The following is a 16,679-nucleotide window of genomic DNA, read 5'->3' on the forward strand; positions in this document are numbered from 1 at the left end:
ACCCCAACGAACCACCCCGACGCGCTCACACACCGGGTGTGGGCCTCACACACCGACTGCAACCGATGTGCGAGCACCACAACCGGTGTGCGAGTCACCGAGGCCCCACCCCGGCCGCCGCCGGCACGGCACCACCACCACCAACCGACGGGCGAACGCACCACCAGCCGCCGCTGCTCGCCCACACACCACCTGTGGTGCCGACACACCGACTGCAACCGGTGTGCCGGCACCACACCCGATGTGCCAGCACCCCAACGAGCCACCCCGGCGCGCTCACACACCGGCAGTGGGGCCCACACACCGACTGCAACCGGTGTGCCGACTCCACGACCGGTGTGCGAGCACCCGGCCGCGTCAGAAGTGGGCGGTGAGCTCGCGGAAGTGCCGCAGGTGCAGCACGCCGGGGTCCGCGGGGTCGAGCTCGTCCTCCTCCAGCGCCCAGGTGTGCGGGTTCGGCACGAACACGGCGTTCAGGCCTGCCGCGCGGGCCGGGAGGATGTCCGAGCGCGGCGAGTTGCCGATCATCCAGGTGGCGCCGGGCTCGAGCCCCTGCTCGGCGACGAGCGACCGGTAGGTGCCGACGTGCTTCTCCGCCACGATGTGCACGCCCGCGAAGTGGTGCGCGAGGTTCGAGGCGTCGATCTTGCGCTGCTGCTCGGCCTGCCGGCCCTTCGTGAGGAGCAGCAGGTCGTGCCGTCCGCCGAGCTCGGCGAGGGTCTCGTCCACGCCGGGCACGAGCTCCACCTCGTCGAACACGAGCGCCGCCGCCAGCTCCTCGATCTCGCGCGCCTCCGCGGGGGTGGCGGGGCGCTCGCTCAGCCGCTCGAAGCAGTCGTGCAGGCTGCGCAGGAAGCTCGCGCTGCCGTACCCGTGCACCACGACGTTGGCGCGCTCCACCTCGTCGAGCACGGCGCGGGTGGCGGCGCGGTCGAGGGTGGGGTGGGCGAGCCAGTCGAGGTAGGCGTCGACCACCCGCTCGAAGAGGACGTTGTTCTCCCAGAGGGTGTCGTCGGCGTCGAACACGAGGGTCTGACGATCGATCCGCACGGAGCGGGAGAGTACGTACTCCTTCCGCGCGTTCCCCACTGCTTTTGTCGGTGTTCGAATGTATGTTCGAGCCATGGAGCACAGCGCACCCACCCACAACGCCGAGCAGTACGAGGCCTGGCAGCGCGACACCATCCGGCGCCACGGCTGGGCGCTGCAGGCGGTGCCCGGCGACGAGGACGGCCCGCCCTACGTCCACACCGTCGGTCTCGCGGGCTTCGGCCACCCCGAGCTCATCCTGTTCGCCACCGCACCGGCCATCGCGGCCACCGTGCTCAACGACCTCGGCGAACTGGTGCGGCTGGGCCGCCACCTCGCCGCGGGCGACCGGGTCCGCCTGCGCAGCGGCGACGTCCACCTGCTCACGTTCCCCCGGTCGGCTGAGTGGCTGTTCGCGGTCGACGAGCTCTACCGGGTGCCCGGTGGCCCGCCGGTCCCCGCGCTGCTGGTGGTGCCGGCCGACGAGCTGGCGGCGGTCTGAGACCCGCCCGCCGGGCCGGGCGTCACCAGGCGGTGTCGAGGTCCGCGTGCTGGCGGATCCAGGTGTGCATGGCGATGCCCGCCGCCACCCCGGCGTTGATGGAGCGGGTCGAGCCGAACTGCGCGATCGACACGGTGAGCCCAGCCGCCGCCCGGGCCTCGCCGGTCACGCCCGGGCCCTCCTGCCCGAAGAGCAGGAGGCACTCCCGGGGGAGCCGGGCCGTCTCGATCCGGGCGGCGCCGGGGGTGTTGTCCACGGCCACCACCGCCAGGCCGGCGTCCGCGGCGAACGCGGCGAGGGCGGCCACGTCGTCGTGGTGGTGCACCTGCAGGTAGCGGTCGGTCACCATCGCCCCGCGCCGGTTCCAGCGCCTGCGCCCCACGATGTGCACACCCGCGGCGGCGAACGCGTTGGCGGTGCGCACCACCGTGCCGATGTTGTGGTCGTGCCCGAAGTTCTCGATGGCCACGTGGAACGGGTGGGCCCGGCGGGCGAGGTCGGCGGCCACGGCGTCCCGGCGCCAGTAGCGGTAGGCGTCCACCACGTTGCGGGCGTCGCCGTGCTCGAGCAGTTCCGGGTCGTACCGCTCGTCGCGCGGCCAGGCCGGCCGGCCACCCGGCCACGGCCCCACGCCCACCTGCCCGGGCACGGACCACTCGCTGGGCCCCGCGCCGCCGTCCTCGTCACGCACCCGGCGATGATGCCCCGGCGGGCCGCCGCGATCAGCCGCGGCCCGGGATCCGGATCCCGTACTGCGCGATCTTGCGGTAGATCGTGGCCCGGCTCATGCCCAGCTCCGCCGCCGCCCGCGCGGCCGTCGCGCCCGGCTCCACCAGGCAGCGCACGATCTCGTCGCGCTCGATCGTCTCGATCCGGGTGAGCCGCCGGGTGGCGCCGGTGAACACCTCGGGGGCGAGGTGGCGCCCGTCCACCACGTCGACGCGGGTGGCGGCGTCGCGCACCACGCGCTGCAGCTGGGCGGCGTTGCCGGGCCAGTGGTAGGTCGAGAGCGCCCGGGCGGCGTCGGGGGTGAACCGCACCTCGCGGCCACGGGCGCGGCGGGCGAACCAGCGGGCGAGCGGCAGCACGTCGTCGGTCCGGTAGCGCAGCGCGGGCACCTCCACCACCTCGTCCACCAGCCGCAGCAGCGGATCGGGGATCGCGGCCGGGTCCTCGGCGGTGAGCGCGAAGGCGCGGCGCCCCACCTGTTCGAAGATCGCGCCCAGCTCGGCGGCCACCCACGACGGCAGCGTGTCGACGCGGCCGACCACCACGCTGGTGCGCTCCTTGCCCAGCTCGGGCGTCCACAGCGCGAGCCACGACTCCGCGTCGTCCGGAGCAGGGGGGCGTGCGGTCAGCAGCCGGTCGTGCGGGCGCACCCGCCGGTGGGCCGCGGCGAGCAGCGCGGCCTTCCCGACGCCCGGCTCGCCGACCACCGCGACCCCGCGGCCCGCGTCGAACGCGTCCGCCACGGCGTCGAGCGGGCCACGCCAGGCCGCCGACAGCGCGGGCGGCGCCTCGTCCGGCTCGGCCGGGGCCACCCGGAACACCTCACCCCGCGGCGCGGGCCGCGACCGGGCGCCGCGCGAACGGGCCTGCATCAGGGCCGTGGTGTGGCCGGCCGCCGTCCGGGCCAGCGCGAGGAGCAGGGCGTCGGCCTGCCGCGACCACGTCGTGAGGTTGACGCTGCCGAGCAGGGCGCCCGTGGCGGGGTCGGCCACCGGCACCGCGGCGCACGTGTAGCCCCACAGGCCGGTGCAGTAGTGCTCGTCGGCCCGCACGAGCGACGGGGAACGGTCGGCGAGGGCGAGCCCGAGCCCGTTCGTGCCCGCCTCCCGCTCGGAGAACGCGAAGCCGGGCGCGAGATACACGCGGTCGAGGGCCCGCAGGAGCGTGGTGTCGTTGCACATCCGGCTCAGCACCAGGCCCGTGCTGTCGGTGAGCATGAGGCTCACCGGCTCGCCCGCCAGGGTGTCGTGCAGGCCCGTGAGCACCTCCTGCCCGCACTCGAAGAAGAGCGAGCCGTCGTCGACCTGGCCCGTGAAGACCGGGTTCACCGCGTCGAGCGGCACCCCGTAGTCCGCGCTGCGGCGCCAGGACGCGGTGAGCCGGGACGAGACCGGGACCACTCCGCCGCGCTGCCGCGCGATGAGCTCGCGCTCGGCGAGCTGCGCCTCTCCGTCCATCGAGAACCTCTCCTCGGACGCTTCGCTGCGTCCTCGAACTGTGACACAACGCTGTCGCGACGTCGCTGTGACGTGGTCTCAGATTGAGACGCTGCCGGGCCCGCAGCGGGCCGGCGGCTGTCTAGCGTCCCGGGCCATCCCGCGAGACGAGGAGACAACGATGTACTCGAAGGACGGCGAGAGCTACTTCATCGTCGACGCGCACGTGGCGCTCTGGGACGCGCGCCCGGAGAACCAGCGCAACATCCACGGCAAGCAGTTCATCGACTGCTTCTACGACTACCACCGCAACCTCAGCCCCGAGTCCGAGGTCTGGCCCTACGAGGAGTACCTCTACCAGGGCGGCGAGCGGCTGATGAAGGACCTGTTCGACGACGGGTACGTCGACCACGCGATCTTCCAGCCGGCCCACCTCGGCGAGTTCTACGAGACCGGCTTCGGCCAGACCGAGGAGGCGGCGGCGCTGGCCGCGGCCCACCCGGACAAGCTGACCTACAACCACCACTGGGATCCGCGCCGCGGCGAGGAGGGGCTCAAACAGCTCCGCGAGGACGCGAAGCGGTTCGGTCTGAAGGGCGTGAAGCTCTACACGGCCGAGTGGTACGGCCAGTCGCGCGGCTGGAAGCTCGACGACCCCTGGTCCTACCGCTACCTGGAGGCCGCCCAGGAGCTGGGGATCCGCAACATCCACATCCACAAGGGCCCGACGATCCGGCCGCTGGACCGCGACGCGTTCGACGTCGCCGACGTGGACAAGGTCGCCACGGACTTCACGGAAATGAACTTCGTGATCGAGCACTGCGGGCTGCCGCGGCTGGAGGACTTCTGCTGGATCGCCACGCAGGAGCCGAACGTGCACGCCGGTCTGGCGGTGGCGATCCCGTTCATCCACACGCGCCCGGAGTACTTCGCCAAGATCATCGGAGAGCTGCTGTACTGGCTGGACGAGGACCGGATCCAGTTCTCCAGCGACTACGCGATCTGGACGCCGCGGTGGCTCGTCGAGCGGTTCGTGGACTTCCAGATCCCCGAGAACCTGACCGAGTACGCGCCGCTCACCACGGCGCAGAAGAAGAAGATCCTCGGGCTGAACGCCGCGGCGATGTACGACATCCCGGTGCCGGAGCACCTGCAGCTCCCCCGCGAGGAGCCGCAGGCCGTGGCGGTGGCCTGAGCATGTCCACCCCCGAACGGGACGCGTTCGCAGCACTCGCCACGGTGGTCGACCCCGAGCTGGACGAGCCGATCACCGACCTCGGCTTCGTCCGCTCCCTGGACGTCGACGGCGGTCGGGTCGAGGTGCACCTGCGGCTGCCCACCAGCTTCTGCGCGCCGAACTTCGCCTACCTGATGGCGTCGGACGCGAAGGACGCGCTGACGGCGCTGCCGTGGACCGGCGAGGTGGTGGTGGAGCTCGACGACCACCACGACTCCGACCTGATCAACCGCGGTCTCGCGGCGGACGCCGGCTACCGCGGCACGTTCGTCCACGAGGCGCGCGACAGCCTCGACGAGCTGCGGGTGACGTTCAAGCGCAAGGCGCACACCGCCGCGGTGGAACGGGTGCTGACCCGGCTGCTCCGGGCCGACCGCGGCCTGGCGGAGACGGACCTGCACCTCGTCACACTCGGCGACCTCCCCGCCGACGACGCCACCACCGCGCTGCTGCGCCGCCGGGCAGCGATCGGGCTGGGCACCGACCCCGCCCTGCCCGTGCTGGTCGACGCCGACGGCACCCCGTGCCCGCCCGACGAGGTGCCGCTGCGGCTGCGGCTGGCCCGGTCCACGCGGATATCGATCGAAGGCAACGCCCACTTCTGCCGTGGCCTGCTGGCCACCCGGTACGACCTGGAGGAGAACGCATCGTGAAGGCCGTGCAGGTGGTCGGGTACCACCGCGCCCTGGAGATGACCGACGTGCCGGAGCCCTCGCCCGAGGGGCCGTTCGACGTGGTGGTGCGGATCGGCGGGGCGGGCGTCTGCCGCACCGACCTGCACATCCTCGAAGGGCAGTGGGCGGAGAAGTCCGGCGTCACGCTGCCGTACACGATCGGCCACGAGAACGCCGGCTGGGTGCACGCGGTCGGCAGCGCGGTGACCAACGTCCGCGAGGGCGACAAGGTCATCGTGCACCCGCTGATCACCTGCGGCCTGTGCCGCGCCTGCCGCTCGGGCGACGACGTGCACTGCACGGATTCGGCGTTCCCGGGCATCGACACCCACGGCGGGTACGCCGAGTACCTGCGGACATCGGCGCGCAGCGTCGTCAAGCTGGACGACGGGCTGGAGCCCGCCGACGTCGCGGCGCTCGCCGACGCCGGTCTCACCGCGTACCACGCGGCTGCCAAGGCGGCCCGGCGCCTGGGCCCCCGCGACACGTGCGTGGTGATCGGCGCCGGGGGACTGGGCCACATCGGGATCCAGGTGCTCAAGGCGTTGACGCCGGCCCGGATCGTGGTGGTCGACCGCAACCCGGCGGCGGTGGAGCTGGCCGGGTCGATCGGCGCGGACCAGGGCGTGGTGGCCGACGGCGGGCACGTCGACCACGTCCTCGACCTCACGAAGGGCGCGGGCGCCGAGGTGGTGGTCGACTTCGTCGGCGAGGGCGGCAGCACGGCCGAGGGCCTGCGGATGACGAAGCGCGCGGGCGACTACCACGTGGTCGGGTACGGCGAGAACGTCGACGTCCCGACGATCGATCTGATCTCCGCGGAGAAGAACGTGGTCGGGAACCTGGTGGGCAGCTACGACGACCTGTGCGACCTGATGGAGCTGGCGGCGCGCGGCCTGGTCACGCTGCACACCGCGCGGTACGCGTTGGACGACTTCCAGCAGGCGATCGACGACCTCGACGCGGGCCGGGTGCGCGGGCGGGCGATCCTCGTGCCCTGACGCTCGGGCCCTGACGCCGATCGCCGGGTCCCGGCCGCAGCGGCCGGTACCCGGCGCGTTCAGGGCAGGAAGCTCGCGGCGTTGGCCAGCGCCCACTGCGCGAACGTGGTGGCGGGCGCGCCGGTCACCCGCTCCACGGTGGGCTGCACCTCGGCGGGCCAGTCCACCGAGCCGGCCAGGATCGTGTCGACGTACCACTCGGCGGTGTCGCCCATCTCCGGTGCCAGCACCGCCACCGCCTCGTCCCGCGTGACGGTCTCGAAGCGCACCGGCTTGCCGCGCGCGGCGCCGATCCGGTCGGCGAGGTCGACGCGGGTGAGGATCTCCGGTCCGCTGAGCGGCAGCGACTCCCCCTCGTGCCCGAGGGTGGTCAACACCGTGGCCGCGACGCGCGCGATGTCGTCCATGGCGATCGGCGTGCTGCGCCCGTGCGGGTAGGGCTCGCGGACGGTGTCGGTGGCGATGATCTGCGGCGCCCACGACAGCGCGTTCTCCATGAAGTCGCCGGGGGACAGGTGCGTCCACACCAGCCCGCTCGCCTCCACCGCCTTCGCGACGCCGCCCCACCAGCTCTCGTGCTCGCCGGACAGGTCGACGACCCGCCGCACCCCGGCCTCGCGCGCCAGCCGCAGCACCTCCTCGACCGTGTCGGGGGTCGGCGCGAGGTACATCGCCTCGACCCCGTCGAACGCCGCGGGCAGCGTCGCGGGCTTGCGCAGGGAGCCGACGGCGACCTCGAGGCTGTCCGGCAGCGCGGCCTTCGCCGGGTTCACCGTGAGCGCGCGGACCGCGCCCGCCCCGCGGGCGAGCAGGTGGTCGACGACCTTCCGGCCGATGTTCCCCGTTCCGCCCGTCACCAGGATCGTCATCGAACCCCCTTCTCAACACACTGTACGCAGAATTTAGCGTACGCCGTATGGAGATCGGCACCGGGGGTTGCCCGGCACCGCTCGCGGGTGACCCGATTGTGATCTTCTGACATCCGTGTGTCCCCGGCCTGCGAACGGGTCGTCGACCACCGCCGCAATTCGTCTCGAAAGGATCACGGCTCGCCCGGTCGGCGCCCCGCCCGTCGCGTCACCCGGCGCATCGACCCGCCGTGACGTCCCCCTGCGGTACGCGGTTGTCGGCGAGCGGCACGAAGCATGCGAATCGGAAGAATGATCGGCCGCTGCCTGAAGACCCTGTGTCGCGTTCGGGCCAACGATTACGTCGTCCGGCGCAATCGACCACCACTCGTCGCGCCTGTGAACGCATCCGGCCCACTGCCCTCTCAGGATCGCAACCCGGATGTGAGGGCACCTCATACGGTCACGCCCCATGGACCACCGGCTACTGCGCGCAACCTGGCTGGGCGGACTCGGAGCGATCATAGGCGCTCCGACGTTCGCCTTCCTCGCGCTGCCGTCGGTCGCCCACCTCGGCCTGCCGACGACCGGCGGCCTCTGGCAGAAGCTCTCCACCATCACGGGGCTGCTCGCCCTCTCGGCGCTCGTGTGCGCGGCGGTCCTGCCCTCCCGGCTGCGCTCGCTCAACCGCGCGTTCGGCATCGAGTCGGTCATCGACGTGCACCGGTTCCTCGGCATCGTCACCGCCTCGCTGATCTTCGCCCACCTCGCCTGCGTGGTCGCCGCCGACCCGGCGAACATCACCCTGCTCGACCTCACCACCGCCCCGGGGCGGGCGAGGGCGGCCACAGTCTCCACGCTCGCGCTCATCGCGCTGGCCGTGCTGACCGTGCTGCGCAACCAGGCCCGCCTGTCCTACGAGCTGTGGAAGCTGTCGCACGTCACGCTCGCCGCCACCGCGCTGCTCGCCGCGGGCCTGCACGTGTGGCTGCTGGACCAGCTCGTGCGCGACGCCGTGATCGGCACGATGTTCATGCTCTTCGCCGTGCTGCTCGTGCTGGTGCTCGGCCACCGCTGGGTGTGGCGGCCCCTGTGCGACCCGTCGACGGAGTTCGTCGTGCGCGACGTCCGGCGCGAGAACCGCACCGTGAGCACCCTCGTGCTCGAGCCGTGCGCCCGCGTCGGCCGCCCCGCCACGTCCTGGGCGTTCGCGCCCGGTCAGTTCGCCTGGATCCGCCTCGACCGCTCGGTGATGGCGGAGGAGCACCCGTTCACGATCGCCTCCAGCGCCCACTCCGACGCCACCGAGTTCACGATCCGCCACACCGGCGACTTCACCAGGGCGCTGCGCCGACTGCCGGTGGGCGCCACGGTGTGGGTGGACGGACCGCACGGCGCGTTCACCAACGACGCGGAGGCGTCCGCAGGGTTCGTCATGATCGCCGGCGGCGTCGGCATCACCCCGATGATGAGCATGCTGCGGACCGCCGCCCACCGGAACGACCCGCGCCCCTACCGCCTCGTCGTCGTCGCGAGCGCCCCGGAGGACCTGCTGTTCCGCGGCGAGCTCGCCGAGCTGCGGCAGCTGATCGACCTCGAGGTCACCGAGGTCCTGCGCAGGCCGGTCGAGGGGTGGTCGGGACACACCGGCGACATCAACGTCGATCTCCTCTCCGCCGTGCTCGGCGGCGCGCACAACGCCGCGGAGGTGGACTACTTCATCTGCGGCCCACCAGCCCTCGTCACCGACGCCCTCGGCGCCCTCGACGTGCTCGGAGCCCCCCTGGACCGGATCCACACCGAACAGTTCGACCTCGCTTGAGCGGCGCTCCCCCCGCTCGTCCCCCCTCGCTCCCCAAGAGGAAGGCACCAATGCTCCGCCGGATCCCCCGTCTACTCCGCGGCGCCGTGATCGTCGCCGTGCTCGTGGCCGTGTCGGCCTCGGTGTACCAGTCCTGGGCCACCGGGGCCCCGGGCACGCTCGGCTGGCAGCAGACCCAGTGGGGCCCACTCGGCCCCGCCGACCGGGACCTGATCGAGAAGGTCCGGATGGCCAACCTGTGGGAGGGACCCACCTCGCAGCAGGCCGAGCAGATGGCCAGCGGCGCCGACGTGCGCGAGGTCGGCCGCAAGCTCGCCACCGAGCACGCCCAGCTCGACGAGCAGACGCGCCAGATCGCCGGTCAGCTCGGTGTGCAGCTGCCGAACGGGCCCAGCTCCCAGCAGATGGGCTGGATGGCCGAGATCTCGTCGAAGACCGGCTCTGACTACGACCGGACCTTCGTCCAGCGGGTGCGCGAGGCGCACGCCCAGGTCCTCCCGGTGATCTCCGAGGTGCGGGCCACCACCCAGAACGACCTGGTCCGCCAGTTCGCCATCACCTCGGCGGAGTTCGTCAACCGCCACCACGAGTACCTGGAGAGCACCGGCCTCGTCGACTACTCGGCGCTGCCCCACCACGGCCCCGGCCTGCTCGGCGGCGGCACCCGGACGAGCGACCTGCTCGTGCCGTTCCTCGTGTTCGTCGCCGCGCTGCTCGCCGCCGTCGCGCTGTTCTGGGGGCTTCGCAACCGCTCGGCGGCCGGCCGCGAGCGCGTCACGCTTCCGCGGCCCACGCCGGCGCGGCGCGCGACCCCCGCGACCCGCTTCCCGGAGCTCGCAACCGTGGCCGCGATCCCCGCGCCCCGCGCCGCGCGCCTCGACGACACCGGGCCGATCTCCGCGATCGACGAGGTCCCCCTGGCCACGGTCACCGACAGCGGCGCCTACCGCCTGGCCCCGGACGTCCCGACCGACATCGACGAACGAACCGACACCGGATCCCACCGGCTCACCGACTCCGGCTCCCACCGAGCCGTCTCCTCGTCCGGTTCCCACCGGATGCCGCGCTCCCGACGAGCCCGGCACTCGATGCGGCGCTAGCTCCCCACTCCCGCCGCAACACCGGCGGCCCGACCGCCGGTACGTCCGTCCCCGACCCCGAACGGAGGACCATGTCCCCGACCAGCACCACCCGATACCGCTCGACCCTCCGCAAGATCGCTCTCTGCGGCGCCGCCCTCGCGGTGACGCTCGCCCCCGCGGCCTGCAGCACCGCCTACGCCGACGACGGGCACGCAGGCCACACCGAGGTCGTCGAGGTCGGCGGCGTGGACGCCGCCGAACCGGATTCCGAGGACGCCGCCGCGGAGGGCGGTGACCAGAACGCCGACGAGAACCCCGACCAGAACGCCGGCCAGGAGGAGGAGCAGAACGCCGACGCCGGTGCGGGCGACGCCGCGGGCGGCAACGAGGAGGACGCCGCCCAGGAAGGCGAGAACGCCGATGTCAACGTCCAGGACAAGGGCCGGGGCGAGAAGGGCAACGGCAAGGGCAACAACGGCCAGGGCAATGGCAACAACGGGAACGGGAACAACGGGAACGGGAACGGCGGGAACGAGGACAACAACGGTCTCGACGTCCTCGGCCGGGACTGCTCGAACAGCCAGCTCGAGCCGCACGACGGCTTCCAGGAGGCCCCCCGCTGCGTCGACACGGCGTTCGGCGAGGTCGCCTCGGAGGACAAGAGCCCGTCGCTGCTGATCACCGATTCCCCGCAGAACGTGCAGGCGGGCGAGGAGTTCAAGATCTCGGTGAGCACCCGCAACCTGATCCGCGACCGCTTCCTCGGCGCCGCGGCGGGTGGCTACTACCTGGAGAGCTCGTTCCTCGACGAGGAGGGCATCCAGCGCGGCCACTTCCACACCGCCTGCCGGATGCTCGAGAGCACCGGCGAGGCGCCGGACGCCGCGCCGGAGCCGGAGTTCTTCCTCGCCACGCAGGACAACGGCGGCGGCGCGGCCCCGGACACCGTCGAGATCACCGTCTCGGGCATGCCGACCGCGGGCACCGCGCAGTGCGCGGTGTGGGCCGGTGACGGGTCGCACCGCATCCCGATGATGCAGCGGGCCGACCAGACCCCGGCCTTCGACGCCGTCCGGATCACCGTGCAGTAGCGGACGATCAGGCGAGGCCGAGGTCGGCCAGACCGAGCAACGCCCGGTAACGGACGCCCTCGGCCTCGATGGCCTCCCGAGCGCCGGTGTCGCGATCGACCACGGTCACGACACCGGCGATCTCGGCTCCGGCCTCCCGCACGGCGCGCACCGCGGTGAGCACCGACGAGCCGGTCGTCGAGGTGTCCTCCACGACGAGCACCCGGCGGCCGGCCACGTCCGGTCCCTCGATGAGCCGCTGCATGCCGTGCTGCTTCGCCGACTTGCGGACGACGAAGGCGTCCACCGGGGGTGTGCTCGGATCGACGGCCCGCTCGGCGGCCGCAGCGTGCAGCACGGCGTCGGCCACCGGGTCGGCGCCCAGGGTGAGACCACCGACCGCCGAGTACTCCCAGTCGGCCGTGAGCACCCGCAGGAGCCGCCCGACGAGCGGCGCCGCCCGGTGCTCGAGCGTGACCCGGCGCAGGTCCACGTAGTAGTCGGCCTCCGCCCCCGAGGAGAGGGTGACCCGCTCGTGCACGACGCCCAGCTCGCGCACCAGCGCCGCCAGCTCCTCCCGCTCCGCGTCGGGGTTCATCGACGACGCTCCGCCGCGGCGACGAGCCGCCGCAGCACCGGCCGCGGCAACAGGTCCATCAACACGGCCAGCACCTTGTACTGCGGGCTCGGCACGGACACCACCTTTCCCCTCGCCAGGTCGGCGAGACACTCCTCGACGACGCGCTCCGCGTCCAGCCACGCCGGACCGCTCCGCGCGCCCACGTCCAGCCCGGCGCGCTCGTGGAACTCGGTGCGCACGAACCCGGGGCACAGCACGAGCGCCCGCACGCCGGTGTCGGCGAGCGAAGCGGCCATGCCTTCGGTGAAGACCGTGACCCACGCCTTCTCGGCGGTGTAGGTCGAGCGGCTGCCGGTGGCGAAGCCCAGCATGCTCGCCACGTTGACCACGGCCCCCCGGCCCCGCTGCACCATCCCCGGCAGGGCCGCCCTCGTCAGCTGCAGCACCGCGGTGACGTTCAGGTCGTGCTGTGCGAGCAGCGCGGCAGGCTCGGCCCGCAGGAACGGCTGCCGCTGCGTGGCGCCCGCGTTGTTGACCAGGAGGTCCACCGGCGCCGCCGGGTCGGCCAGCCGGTCCGCGACGCGCTCGCGGCCCTCGGCCGTGGTGAGGTCGGCCGGCAGCACCTGCACGGGCACCCCGCGCTCCCGGTACCCGGCGGCCGCCGCCTCGAGCCGATCACCGTCGCGGGCGACGAGCACGAGATCACGGCCGTCACGGGCGAGCCGTGCGGCGAAAGCGGCACCGATCCCCGCCGTCGCCCCGGTCACCAGCGCCGTGCTCACGCCACGACCCTACTTGCGGGGCTCAGGACTCCTTGCGCAGGCGGACCCCGAGGCCCTGCTCGAGCGCCGTGGCGAACTCGGCGAGGTCGGCCAGCAGGTCCTGCACGCGATCGGCGTCGGAGCTCAGCGGGGCGGTGGCGAGCACCCACGACTCCTCGGCCCACAGCAGCTCGACGTCGTCACCGAGCGCGTCGGCCGCGGTGGCGAGCCGGGGCGTCAGCAGCGGGCGCACCGCGCCGGCGTCCGAGACGAACGCATAGCGCTCACCGACCGGCTGGAGCAGGTCGAGCCCCGCGTCGTCGGGCAGCGGAGCCGACGGGAGCCGCAGCTCCACGGCCGCGGGCAGCGGCTCCTGCAGCTGCACCGCCACCAGGATGGAGGTCAGCCGCCCCGCCTGCTCGTGGTCGAACACGTACGCCATCCGCGGACCGTCCGGCGTGGGCACGTCGCCGCTGATCAGGTTGCGGGCCACGCCGGGCCCGCCCTGGTGGATGGTGCCGTAGCGCCAGCGGCTGGGGAGCACCGGATCGCTGTCCAGGAACTCCCAGCCGCGCAGCGCCGCCCAGCGCTTGCGGTCCTTCGCCCCCGACCCGCGCCGGCTGTCCGCGAGCAGCAGGGCAGCGCCCAGCAGCAGCGCGATCACGGCGATGACGAACCACACCGTCGACGAAAGACCCACGGTGGGGCAGCCTAGCGGCGCGACGCCTCCCCGCACGTCAACGCCACGGATCTCAACTCGTGGTGATCGGAAGTCCCTTCCCCACGATCAGCGCACCGAGGCCGCCGTCGGCCGCGGGATCCAGGTCGACCCGCACCGTGTCGCCCTCGCGGATCTCGCCCGCGAGCAGCTCCCTGGCCAGCTGGTCGCCGATGGAGGACTGCACCAGCCTGCGCAGCGGGCGGGCACCGTAGACCGGGTCGAACCCGTTCATGGCGAGCCACTCCCGACCGGCGTCGGTGACCTCGAGGCTGAGCCTGCGCTTCGCCAGCCGCTCCCGCAGCCGGTCGAGCTGGATGTCGACGATCGCGGTGAGCTCCTCGGTGGACAGCGCGTGGAAGACCACGACGTCGTCGAGGCGGTTGAGGAACTCCGGCTTGAAGTGCTGCCGCACGATCGTCATCACGGCGTCCTTGCGCCCCTGGTCGTCGAGCATCGGGTCGGCGATGGCCTGCGAGCCGAGGTTCGAGGTGAGCACCAGGATCGTGTTGCGGAAGTCGACCGTGCGGCCCTGGCCGTCGGTGAGCCTGCCGTCGTCGAGCACCTGCAGCAGGGTGTCGAACACGTCCGAGTGCGCCTTCTCGACCTCGTCGAACAGCACCACCGAGTACGGGCGCCTGCGGACCGCCTCGGTGAGCTGGCCACCCTGGTCGTAGCCGACGTAGCCGGGAGGGGCACCGACGAGCCGCGCCACCGAGTGCTTCTCGGAGTACTCGCTCATGTCGATGCGGACCATCGCGCGCTCGTCGTCGAACAGGAACTCGGCGAGCGCCTTGGCCAGCTCGGTCTTGCCGACACCGGTTGGGCCGAGGAACAGGAACGAGCCGGTGGGCCGGTTCTCGTCGGAGATGCCCGCCCGGGCGCGGCGCACGGCGTCGGACACCGCGCGCACGGCCTCGGCCTGGCCGACGACGCGCTTGCCCAGCTCGTCCTCCATGCGCAGCAGCTTGGCCGTCTCGCCCTCGAGCAGCCGCCCGGCCGGGATTCCCGTCCAGGCGGACACGACGTCGGCCACGTCGTCCGGGCCGACCTCCTCCTTGAGCATCAGGTCGGCGTCGGGTGCCGTGACCGCGGTGGCCTCCGCCAGCTGCTTCTCCAGAGCGGGGATGCGGCCGTAGCGCAGCTCGGCGGCCTTGCCGAGGTCGCCGTCGCGCTCGGCGCGCTCCGACTCCCCGCGCAGCGCCTCCAGCTGCTCCTTCAGGGTGCGGACGCTCTCGATCGCGCCCTTCTCGTTCTGCCACCGGGCGGTGAGGGCGGACAGCTCCTCGCGCTTCTCCGCCAGCTCGGCGCGCAGCGCGGCCAGCCGGTCGCGGGAGGCGGGGTCGTCCTCCTTCTCCAGCGCCATCTCCTCGATCTCCAGCCGGCGCACGGCGCGCTCGACCGTGTCGATCTCGACGGGCCGCGAGTCGATCTCCATCCGCAGCCGCGACGCCGCCTCGTCGACGAGGTCGATCGCCTTGTCCGGCAGGAACCGCGCGGTGATGTAGCGGTCGGACAGCGTGGCCGCCGCCACCAGCGCGGCGTCGGTGATCCGGACGCCGTGGTGCACCTCGTAGCGCTCCTTGAGGCCGCGCAGGATGCCGACGGTGTCCTCCACCGACGGCTCGCCGACCAGCACCTGCTGGAACCGGCGCTCCAGCGCCGGGTCCTTCTCGATGCGCTGGCGGTACTCGTCGAGCGTGGTGGCGCCGACCATGCGCAGCTCGCCGCGGGCGAGCATCGGCTTGATCATGTTGCCGGCGTCCATCGCGCCCTCGCCGGTGGCCCCGGCGCCGACGATCGTGTGCAGCTCGTCGATGAAGGTGATGACCTCGCCCGCGCTGTCGGTGATCTCCTTGAGGACGGCCTTGAGCCGCTCCTCGAACTCACCGCGGTACTTCGCGCCCGCGACCATGGCACCCAGGTCGAGCGCCACCACCCGCTTGCCGCGCAGCGACTCGGGGACGTCGCCCGCCACGATGCGCTGGGCCAGGCCCTCGACGATGGCCGTCTTGCCGACGCCGGGCTCGCCGATCAGCACCGGGTTGTTCTTGGTGCGCCGCGACAGCACCTGCACGACGCGACGGATCTCGGTGTCACGCCCGATCACCGGGTCGAGCTCGCCGTTGCGCGCCCGCTCGGTGAGGTCGACGCCGTACTTCTCGAGTGCCTGGTAGGTGCTCTCCGGGTCGGGACTGGTGACCCGGCTCGACCCGCGGACCTTCGCGAAGGCCTCCCGCAGGGCCTCCGGGCCCGCGCCGTGGCGGCGCAGCAGATCGGCCACCTGGCTGCGGGCGGTGGCGAGCCCGACCAGCAGGTGCTCGGTGGAGACGTACTCGTCGCCCATCTCCGTGGCGAGCTCCTGGGCCGCCTTGATCGCCGCGAGCGCCTCGCGCGACAGCTGGGGCGCGCTCACCGTGGAGCCGGACGCCGACGGCAGCCGGTTGCCGAGCTGGGTGACCTCGCTGCGCACCGCGGCCGGGTCGGCGCCGACGGCGGCCAGCAGCGGGCCGGCGATCCCGTCGGTCTGGGCCAGCAGCGCGCCGAGCAGGTGCGTGGGCCCCACGTCCGGGTTGCCGGCGAGGGCCGCCGCCTGCGCCGCGGCCGAGATGGCCTGCTGCGTCTTGGTGGTGGGGTTGAAGGAATCCATTCCTCCGGTTCCTCCTGCACGTGGGTCGGTCGGGCACCATCGTGCCCGTCGACAGTGACAACGTCAGGAAAGTTGAGCGTGTTCCGCTCAAGGCCCACCCATTCGAGAGCTCGCGCCGGCTCAGGCGAGCACCGAGTTCAGCATCGCCGTGTCGCCGACGGACTCGTGCCGCACGATGCGACCCTGCCGGAAGTGGTAGACGTGCACGAACCGGGCGGTGACGGCCTTGCCGGTGGACCGGTAGGTGCCCCGGTAGGTGCCGACCACGGCGACGGCGTCCCCGGAGGCGATGTACTCCTCTGGTTCCACGTGAAACTCCGCCCACTCGGCGGCGAGCCGGCCGAACACGCCCTGCGACACGTCCTCGGGGCCCACGTAGGTGCCGGCGAACGGTCCCCCCGCGGCCTCGACCCAGCGGACGTCCGGGTCGAGGAGCGCGAGCACCACGGGCACGTCGCGCGAGGCGAACGCCGCATAACCCGTGCGCAGCGCGGTGACGTTGTGCGCGGCGGTCGCGTCGGTGGTGGCGTGGTCCGTCAT

The 16,679-nt window shown here is 72.8% G+C and carries 16 protein-coding genes; 7 read left to right on the top strand and 9 right to left on the bottom strand.

Going from position 1 to position 16,679, the window contains the following annotated elements; all coding sequences use genetic code 11:
- Positions 1-357: 357 nt before the first annotated feature.
- Entirely contained in the window at positions 358-1,050 is a 693-nt protein-coding gene (locus ACFPL3_RS17175) for an HAD family hydrolase (RefSeq protein ID WP_343944017.1), read from the bottom strand.
- 73 nt (positions 1,051-1,123) lie between these two features.
- Here ACFPL3_RS17175 and ACFPL3_RS17180 point away from each other — a divergent pair, with 73 nt between their 5' ends.
- The gene (locus tag ACFPL3_RS17180; RefSeq protein WP_343944016.1) at positions 1,124-1,531 is read left to right on the top strand and encodes a DUF4262 domain-containing protein; all 408 of its coding nucleotides are present in this window, start codon (positions 1,124-1,126) and stop codon (positions 1,529-1,531) included.
- A 22-nt stretch (positions 1,532-1,553) separates the two neighbouring features.
- Here the strand turns inward: ACFPL3_RS17180 and ACFPL3_RS17185 are convergent, their stop codons facing one another.
- A complete protein-coding gene (locus ACFPL3_RS17185) occupies positions 1,554-2,222 on the bottom strand; it encodes a TrmH family RNA methyltransferase (protein WP_343944015.1) in 669 nt (222 codons plus the stop codon).
- A 31-nt stretch (positions 2,223-2,253) separates the two neighbouring features.
- Positions 2,254-3,717, bottom strand: coding sequence for an AAA-type ATPase lid domain-containing protein (locus ACFPL3_RS17190; RefSeq protein WP_379589321.1), 1,464 nt, complete (start codon positions 3,715-3,717; stop codon positions 2,254-2,256).
- 160 nt (positions 3,718-3,877) lie between these two features.
- Here ACFPL3_RS17190 and ACFPL3_RS17195 point away from each other — a divergent pair, with 160 nt between their 5' ends.
- Genes ACFPL3_RS17195 through ACFPL3_RS17205 form a run of 3 tightly spaced genes read left to right on the top strand, consistent with a single transcriptional unit; the run spans position 3,878 to position 6,608 of the window.
- The gene (locus ACFPL3_RS17195; RefSeq protein WP_343944013.1) at positions 3,878-4,891 is read left to right on the top strand and encodes an amidohydrolase family protein; all 1,014 of its coding nucleotides are present in this window, start codon (positions 3,878-3,880) and stop codon (positions 4,889-4,891) included.
- A 2-nt stretch (positions 4,892-4,893) separates the two neighbouring features.
- Positions 4,894-5,586, top strand: coding sequence for an iron-sulfur cluster assembly protein (locus tag ACFPL3_RS17200; RefSeq protein WP_343944012.1), 693 nt, complete (start codon positions 4,894-4,896; stop codon positions 5,584-5,586).
- Positions 5,583-6,608: an NAD(P)-dependent alcohol dehydrogenase gene (locus ACFPL3_RS17205; RefSeq protein ID WP_343944011.1), complete on the top strand. Its 1,026-nt coding sequence runs from the start codon at positions 5,583-5,585 to the stop codon at positions 6,606-6,608. Before ACFPL3_RS17200 ends, ACFPL3_RS17205 begins: the two co-directional genes overlap by 4 nt.
- A 59-nt stretch (positions 6,609-6,667) precedes the next feature.
- On the opposite strand, the gene ACFPL3_RS17210 is transcribed toward ACFPL3_RS17205, so the two are convergent.
- Positions 6,668-7,477: an NAD(P)H-binding protein gene (locus ACFPL3_RS17210; protein ID WP_343944010.1), complete on the bottom strand. Its 810-nt coding sequence runs from the start codon at positions 7,475-7,477 to the stop codon at positions 6,668-6,670.
- 451 nt (positions 7,478-7,928) lie between these two features.
- Here ACFPL3_RS17210 and ACFPL3_RS17215 point away from each other — a divergent pair, with 451 nt between their 5' ends.
- The 3 genes from ACFPL3_RS17215 to ACFPL3_RS17225 all read left to right on the top strand — a co-directional run bounded on the left by ACFPL3_RS17215 (position 7,929) and on the right by ACFPL3_RS17225 (position 11,451).
- Positions 7,929-9,278 carry a ferredoxin reductase family protein gene (locus ACFPL3_RS17215; protein WP_343944009.1) on the top strand — a complete coding sequence of 450 codons (1,350 nt, stop codon included), beginning with the start codon at positions 7,929-7,931 and terminating at the stop codon, positions 9,276-9,278.
- 50 nt (positions 9,279-9,328) lie between these two features.
- On the top strand, positions 9,329-10,378 hold the full coding sequence (locus tag ACFPL3_RS17220) for a DUF4142 domain-containing protein (protein ID WP_343944008.1): 1,050 nt from the start codon (positions 9,329-9,331) through the stop codon (positions 10,376-10,378).
- A gap of 71 nt (positions 10,379-10,449) precedes the next feature.
- Complete coding sequence (locus ACFPL3_RS17225) at positions 10,450-11,451, top strand: hypothetical protein (RefSeq protein WP_343944007.1); 1,002 nt, start codon at positions 10,450-10,452, stop codon at positions 11,449-11,451.
- Positions 11,452-11,458: 7 nt separating this feature from the next.
- On the opposite strand, the gene pyrE is transcribed toward ACFPL3_RS17225, so the two are convergent.
- From pyrE to ACFPL3_RS17250, 5 genes are all read right to left on the bottom strand, one after another.
- Positions 11,459-12,028 (bottom strand): orotate phosphoribosyltransferase, encoded by a 570-nt coding sequence (gene pyrE / locus ACFPL3_RS17230; RefSeq protein WP_343944006.1) that lies wholly within the window; start codon positions 12,026-12,028, stop codon positions 11,459-11,461.
- On the bottom strand, positions 12,025-12,792 hold the full coding sequence (locus ACFPL3_RS17235; RefSeq protein WP_343944005.1) for an SDR family NAD(P)-dependent oxidoreductase: 768 nt from the start codon (positions 12,790-12,792) through the stop codon (positions 12,025-12,027). The genes pyrE and ACFPL3_RS17235 overlap by 4 nt, the downstream gene beginning before the upstream one ends.
- A 22-nt stretch (positions 12,793-12,814) precedes the next feature.
- A complete protein-coding gene (locus tag ACFPL3_RS17240; RefSeq protein ID WP_343944004.1) occupies positions 12,815-13,471 on the bottom strand; it encodes a type III secretion system chaperone family protein in 657 nt (218 codons plus the stop codon).
- Positions 13,472-13,523: 52 nt separating this feature from the next.
- On the bottom strand, positions 13,524-16,139 hold the full coding sequence (gene clpB, locus ACFPL3_RS17245) for an ATP-dependent chaperone ClpB (protein WP_343944003.1): 2,616 nt from the start codon (positions 16,137-16,139) through the stop codon (positions 13,524-13,526).
- 120 nt (positions 16,140-16,259) lie between these two features.
- Entirely contained in the window at positions 16,260-16,679 is a 420-nt protein-coding gene (locus tag ACFPL3_RS17250; RefSeq protein ID WP_343944002.1) for a nuclear transport factor 2 family protein, read from the bottom strand.

This window comes from Pseudonocardia zijingensis (assembly GCF_042657305.1).
GTDB lineage: Bacteria > Actinomycetota > Actinomycetes > Mycobacteriales > Pseudonocardiaceae > Pseudonocardia > Pseudonocardia zijingensis.

Excerpts from the sequence above, each read along its gene's own strand:
- ACFPL3_RS17180 (WP_343944016.1), top strand. The coding sequence starts at position 1,124 with ATGGAGCACAGCGCACCCACCCACAACGCCGAGCAGTACGAGGCCTGG.
- ACFPL3_RS17190 (WP_379589321.1), bottom strand. The coding sequence starts at position 3,717 with ATGGACGGAGAGGCGCAGCTCGCCGAGCGCGAGCTCATCGCGCGGCAG.
- ACFPL3_RS17195 (WP_343944013.1), top strand. The coding sequence starts at position 3,878 with ATGTACTCGAAGGACGGCGAGAGCTACTTCATCGTCGACGCGCACGTG.
- ACFPL3_RS17200 (WP_343944012.1), top strand. The coding sequence starts at position 4,894 with ATGTCCACCCCCGAACGGGACGCGTTCGCAGCACTCGCCACGGTGGTC.
- ACFPL3_RS17210 (WP_343944010.1), bottom strand. The coding sequence starts at position 7,477 with ATGACGATCCTGGTGACGGGCGGAACGGGGAACATCGGCCGGAAGGTC.
- ACFPL3_RS17215 (WP_343944009.1), top strand. The coding sequence starts at position 7,929 with ATGGACCACCGGCTACTGCGCGCAACCTGGCTGGGCGGACTCGGAGCG.
- ACFPL3_RS17220 (WP_343944008.1), top strand. The coding sequence starts at position 9,329 with ATGCTCCGCCGGATCCCCCGTCTACTCCGCGGCGCCGTGATCGTCGCC.
- ACFPL3_RS17225 (WP_343944007.1), top strand. The coding sequence starts at position 10,450 with ATGTCCCCGACCAGCACCACCCGATACCGCTCGACCCTCCGCAAGATC.
- pyrE (WP_343944006.1), bottom strand. The coding sequence starts at position 12,028 with ATGAACCCCGACGCGGAGCGGGAGGAGCTGGCGGCGCTGGTGCGCGAG.
- clpB (WP_343944003.1), bottom strand. The coding sequence starts at position 16,139 with ATGGATTCCTTCAACCCCACCACCAAGACGCAGCAGGCCATCTCGGCC.
- ACFPL3_RS17250 (WP_343944002.1), bottom strand. The coding sequence starts at position 16,679 with ATGACGGACCACGCCACCACCGACGCGACCGCCGCGCACAACGTCACC.